Origin of the sequence: Kitasatospora putterlickiae (assembly GCF_039527695.1) — a bacterium.
In the GTDB taxonomy this organism is placed as follows: domain Bacteria; phylum Actinomycetota; class Actinomycetes; order Streptomycetales; family Streptomycetaceae; genus Kitasatospora; species Kitasatospora putterlickiae.
The window spans coordinates 5,057-10,892 of record NZ_BAAAKJ010000385.1 but is presented as its reverse complement, the minus strand read 5'-3'; the positions used below and the strand labels follow the sequence as shown (position 1 = coordinate 10,892).

General features: G+C 71.4%; 4 protein-coding genes and 1 pseudogene. 3 read left to right on the top strand and 2 right to left on the bottom strand.

Annotated elements, in window-relative coordinates:
* Together ABD308_RS33570 and argF are read left to right on the top strand one after the other, a co-directional pair.
* Positions 1-610, top strand: a pseudogene (locus tag ABD308_RS33570) (polynucleotide kinase-phosphatase); the annotation flags it as partial.
* Between the two features lie 115 nt (positions 611-725).
* Positions 726-1,727 (top strand): ornithine carbamoyltransferase, encoded by a 1,002-nt coding sequence (argF, locus tag ABD308_RS33565; RefSeq protein ID WP_344343462.1) that lies wholly within the window; start codon positions 726-728, stop codon positions 1,725-1,727.
* A 39-nt stretch (positions 1,728-1,766) separates the two neighbouring features.
* Here the strand turns inward: argF and ABD308_RS33560 are convergent, their stop codons facing one another.
* A complete protein-coding gene (locus ABD308_RS33560) occupies positions 1,767-2,324 on the bottom strand; it encodes a superoxide dismutase family protein (RefSeq protein ID WP_344343458.1) in 558 nt (185 codons plus the stop codon).
* 106 nt (positions 2,325-2,430) lie between these two features.
* On the bottom strand, positions 2,431-2,838 hold the full coding sequence (locus tag ABD308_RS33555; RefSeq protein ID WP_344343456.1) for a type II toxin-antitoxin system VapC family toxin: 408 nt from the start codon (positions 2,836-2,838) through the stop codon (positions 2,431-2,433).
* Between the two features lie 309 nt (positions 2,839-3,147).
* Here ABD308_RS33555 and acnA point away from each other — a divergent pair, with 309 nt between their 5' ends.
* A complete protein-coding gene (acnA, locus tag ABD308_RS33550; RefSeq protein WP_344343454.1) occupies positions 3,148-5,811 on the top strand; it encodes an aconitate hydratase AcnA in 2,664 nt (887 codons plus the stop codon).
* Positions 5,812-5,836 lie beyond the last annotated feature (25 nt).

The following is a 5,836-nucleotide window of genomic DNA, read 5'->3' as shown; positions in this document are numbered from 1 at the left end:
CGCGCAGGCGTTCACCGAGGCGTACCGGCGGTACTGCTGGCCGACCGAGGGGCTGGCCGGGATCCGGCTGGCGCCGTTCCAGGTGCTGGCCGCCGAGGGGGCGAACCTCGCGGTGCGCCCGCACGACGAGCACCTCGCCTGGATCGACCGGCTGGCCGGGGCGGACGAGGCGGACCACCCGGCGGCCCCGTTGCTGCGCCGGACCGGCCGGCTGGTGGTGGACACCGCCGACGAGGCGTCGGTCGCCGCGGGCGTCGCCTGGTGGGAGGAGCTGACCGCGGCGGGCGGCGAGGGCATGGTGGTCAAGCCGCTGGCCTCGCTGGTGCGCGGCCGGGCGGGGGAGGGGCGGCCGGGAGGGCTGGTCCAGCCGGGGGTGAAGGTGCGCGGGCGCGAGTACCTGCGGATCGTCTACGGCCCGGACTACACCGAGCACCTGGACCGGCTGCGCCAGCGCTTCCTCGGGCACAAGCGGTCGCTGGCGCTGCGCGAGTACGCGCTGGGGCTGGAGGCGCTGGACCGGCTGGCGGGCGGTGAGCCGCTCTGGCGGGTACACGAAGCGGTGTTCGCCGTGCTGGCCCTGGAGTCGGAGCCGGTGGATCCGCGACTGTGACCGGGTCGGGCGGGCGGAAGCGGCAATCGTGCATAGAAATTCTGCACATCGTATAGACTTGCTACTTCCCTGCCCGCCCGTCCCCGTCCGTCATCGTCACACCCAGGAGCCCGGCATGGCCTTCAACCTCCGGAACAGGCACTTCCTCAAGGAGCTCGACTTCACGCCCCAGGAGTTCCGCTTCCTGGTGGACCTCGCCGCCACGCTCAAGGCGGCGAAGTACGCGGGGACCGAGCAGCCCCGGCTGCGGGGCAGGAACATCGCGCTGATCTTCGAGAAGACGTCCACCCGGACGCGCTGCGCCTTCGAGGTCGCCGCCCACGACCAGGGCGCCACCACCACCTACCTGGACCCGGCCGGCTCCCAGATCGGACACAAGGAGTCGATCAAGGACACCGCCCGGGTGCTCGGCCGGATGTTCGACGGCATCGAGTACCGCGGGCACGGCCAGGAGGTGGTCGAGGAGCTGGCCGCGTACGCGGGGGTGCCGGTCTGGAACGGCCTCACCGACGAGTGGCACCCCACCCAGATGCTCGCCGACGTGCTCACCATCACCGAGCACACCGCCAAGCCGCTCACCGAGGTGACGCTCGCCTACCTCGGGGACGCCCGCTCCAACATGGGCAACTCGCTGCTGGTCACCGGCGCGCTGCTCGGCATGGACATCCGGATCGTCGCCCCGCGCGCCCTCTGGCCCGACGACGAGGTGCGCAAGGCCGCGCAGGCCCTCGCCGAGACCAGTGGCGCCCGGATCACCCTCACCGAGGACGTCGCCGACGGCGTGGCCGGGGCCGACTTCCTCTACACCGACGTCTGGGTCTCGATGGGCGAGCCCAAGGAGGTCTGGGCGGAGCGGATCGAGCTGCTCAAGCCGTACCAGGTGTCGATGGGGACGGTGCGCGCCACCGGCAACCCGCAGGTGAAGTTCCTGCACTGCCTGCCGGCCTTCCACGACCTGGGCACGGCGCTCGGCCGGCAGCTGTTCGAGGAGACCGGGATGGCCGAGCTGGAGTGCACCGACGAGCTGTTCGAGTCGGCGCACTCCGTGGTCTTCGACCAGGCCGAGAACCGGCTGCACACCATCAAGGCCGTCCTGGTCGCCACCCTCGGCGGCTGACGGCGCCCGGTAGCCCGCCGCTCCGCTCCCGCTCCGCCGCTACTCCGCCTCGTCCAGGCCGTTCAGGCCGTTCAGGTTCACGCAGGCGACCCGGTCGGCCGCGCCGTGCGCCCCGGCCGGTTCGCCCGCGTGCAGCACCAGTGAGCGGGCCCCGCCCGGCCGGGGCCGCCAGGCCACCGAGGTGGCGGCGGTGCCCTCGCCCCGCCCGTCGGTGCGCAGGGCGAACCGCAGCTCGTTGCGGTCGTTGGCGTACGCGGGGTCGGTGGACGGGCTGACCGGGTCCACCACGTCCTGGTAGTGCGGGCCGGACGCCGCCGGGTCGGCCCCGCACGCGCCGGTGTGCAGGTGCGCCGGGAACTCGTGGTCGGCGGCGACCCCGGCCACGCTCACGGTCAGGACGGTCCGCCCGGGCACCGAGCGGTCCACCACCACCCGCACGTGCGAGCCGTACGGCACCAGGTCCGGCGCGTGGCTGATCGCGGCCGGCGGGACGAACGCGCCGGCCGGGTCGAAGTCGGCCTCGGTGACCGCGACCGGGACGGCGGCGGGCGCCAGCAGGGCGAACGGGAGCAGCGCGGAGGCGAGCGGAGCGGGCATCGGCGAACCTCTTCGGGTGGGGGTGCGGGAGCCCGGACGCCCCCGGCGGTGCGGGGGGCCGGACGCCCCGTTCAACGGCGCGCACGGCCTCCCGGACACGCCCCGGTCACCCGTCGGCGCGCCGGATCCCCCGGATCTCGCAGCGCGGCCCGCTGGCCCGCATCAGCCGCAGGTCGGCGGTGACCAGCGGCGCCCCGAACCGTTCGGCCACCGCGACGTAGGCGGCGTCGTCCGGGGTGAGGTTGTCCTTCAGCTCCCAGATCCGCCCGAGCAGCGGCTCGACCGGGACCTTGCGGACCGCCAGTCCGGGCAGGGCGGCGGCGAGCTCGCCGACCCGTTCGGCGGTGAGCTCGCGGGCCAGGTAGAGGCCGCGCAGCGACTGCATGACCTCGATGACGATGTGCTCGGGTGCCACCCATTCGCCGCCCGCGGCGAGCTCGGCGCGGGCGGCCTCGCCGCGACCGCCCTCGTCGGCCAGCGCCAGCACCAGCGCGGACGCGTCCACCACGATCATCGGTCGGCCCCCGTATCCGTTCCCGGTATGTCACTCGCGGCTCACCGTACCGGTGCCGGCGCGTCGGCCGGTGTCGGGGAGGATGCACCCGGTGGGAGCAGGCCGGGGGTGGTGCCGACGTGGCGGACGGCGCGGCATGCACTATGGTTTATCTCGACATCGAGATAATTCCGCCTTACGATATATCTCGACATCAAGATACTTGCCGAGAGGCGCTCACCGGCGGTGCGGGCAAGGTCAGCCTAAGTAAGGGTGACCTTACCACCGTGGCGGCCGGATACCGCACGAAGCACCTAGAAGGAGTCAGTCGTGTCCGCGAACAGCTTCGACGCCCGCAGCTCGCTGCAGGTGGGCGACGAGTCGTACGAGATCTTCAAGCTCTCCGCCGTCGAGGGTTCCGCTCGGCTGCCCTACAGCCTCAAGGTGCTGCTGGAGAACCTGCTCCGCACCGAGGACGGCGCCAACATCACCGCCGAGCACATCGGCGCCCTCGGCAACTGGGACGCCGACGCCCAGCCGAGCCAGGAGATCCAGTTCACCCCGGCCCGCGTGATCATGCAGGACTTCACCGGCGTGCCGTGCGTGGTCGACCTCGCCACCATGCGCGAGGCCGTCAAGGAGCTGGGCGGCGACCCGGCCAAGATCAACCCGCTGGCGCCGGCCGAGCTGGTCATCGACCACTCCGTCATCGCCGACAAGTTCGGCACCCCGGACGCCTTCGTCCAGAACGTCGAGATCGAGTACGGCCGCAACAAGGAGCGCTACCAGTTCCTGCGCTGGGGCCAGACCGCGTTCGACGAGTTCAAGGTCGTCCCGCCGGGCACCGGCATCGTCCACCAGGTGAACATCGAGCACCTGGCCCGCACCGTCATGGTCCGCAACGGCCAGGCGTACCCGGACACCTGCGTGGGCACCGACTCGCACACCACCATGGTCAACGGCCTGGGCGTGCTGGGCTGGGGCGTCGGCGGCATCGAGGCCGAGGCCGCCATGCTCGGCCAGCCGGTCTCCATGCTGATCCCGCGCGTCGTCGGCTTCAAGCTGACCGGTGAGCTGCCGGCCGGCACCACCGCCACCGACCTGGTCCTCACCATCACCGAGATGCTGCGCAAGCACGGTGTGGTCGGCAAGTTCGTCGAGTTCTACGGCGACGGCATCGGCGCCATCCCGCTGGCCAACCGCGCCACCATCGGCAACATGTCGCCGGAGTTCGGCTCGACCTGCGCGATCTTCCCGATCGACGCCGAGACCATCAACTACCTGAAGCTCACCGGCCGCGACGAGCAGCAGCTCGCCCTGGTCGAGGCGTACGCCAAGGAGCAGGGCCTCTGGCACGACCCGTCGCACGAGCCGGTCTACTCGGAGTACCTGGAGCTGGACGTCTCCACCGTCGTCCCGTCGATCTCCGGCCCGAAGCGCCCGCAGGACCGCGTGATCCTGGCCGAGGCCGCCGAGCGCTTCGCCGAGGCGCTGCCGACCTACTCGGCCGAGGCCTCCAAGCCGACCGCCGTCACCGCCCCCGACGGCTCGTCCTACCGGATCGACAACGGCGCGGTCGTGATCGCCTCGATCACCTCCTGCACCAACACCTCCAACCCCTCCGTCATGCTGGGCGCCGCCCTGCTGGCGAAGAAGGCCGTGGAGAAGGGCCTGACGGTCAAGCCCTGGGTCAAGACCACCCTGGCGCCCGGCTCCAAGGTCGTCATGGACTACTACGAGAAGGCCGGCCTGCTCCCGTACATGGAGAAGCTGGGCTTCAACCTGGTCGGCTACGGCTGCGTCACCTGCATCGGCAACTCGGGCCCGCTGCCCGAGGAGGTCTCGGCCGCGGTCAACGAGTCCGACCTGGCCGTCGTCTCGGTGCTCTCCGGCAACCGCAACTTCGAGGGCCGGATCAACCCCGACGTCAAGATGAACTACCTGGCCTCCCCGCCGCTGGTGGTCGCCTACGCCCTCGCCGGCAACATGAACGTCGACATCACCAGGGACGCCCTGGGCCAGGACGCCGACGGCAACGACGTCTTCCTCGCCGACATCTGGCCGTCCGAGCAGGAGGTCGCCGACACCGTCGCCGGCTCCATCGACCAGGACATGTTCGACAAGGGCTACCAGGACGTCTTCGCCGGCGACCACCGCTGGCAGTCGCTCCCGGTCCCGACCGGCAACACCTTCGAGTGGGACGCCGAGTCCACCTACGTCCGCAAGCCCCCGTACTTCGAGGGCATGGCCAAGACCCCGAGCCCGGTGACCGACATCGCCGGCGCCCGCGTCCTGGCCAAGCTGGGCGACTCGGTCACCACCGACCACATCTCCCCGGCCGGCAACATCAAGCCGGGCACCCCGGCGGCGCAGTACCTGACCGCCAACGGCGTCGAGAAGCGCGACTTCAACTCCTACGGCTCGCGCCGTGGCAACCACGAGGTCATGATCCGCGGCACCTTCGCCAACATTCGCCTGCGCAACCAGATCGCGCCGGGCACCGAGGGCGGCTACACCCGCGACTTCACCCAGGCCGACGCCCCGGTGTCGTTCATCTACGACGCCTCGCAGAACTACCAGGCCGCCGGCACCCCGCTGGTCGTCCTGGCCGGCAAGGAGTACGGCTCCGGCTCGTCCCGCGACTGGGCCGCCAAGGGCACCGCGCTGCTCGGCGTCAAGGCCGTCATCGCCGAGTCCTACGAGCGCATCCACCGCTCGAACCTGATCGGCATGGGCGTCCTGCCGCTGCAGTTCCCGGAGGGCGAGAACGCCGACTCCCTCGGCCTGACCGGCGAGGAGACCTTCTCCTTCACCGGCGTGACCGAGCTCAACGAGGGCCGCACCCCGGCGACCGTCAAGGTCACGGCGGTCGGCGCGGACGGGACCGGCAAGGAGTTCGACGCGGTCGTGCGCATCGACACCCCCGGCGAGGCGGACTACTACCGCAACGGCGGCATCCTGCAGTACGTGCTGCGCAGCCTGATCAACGGCTGAGCACCGCGCTGAGCGCCGAGGAGGG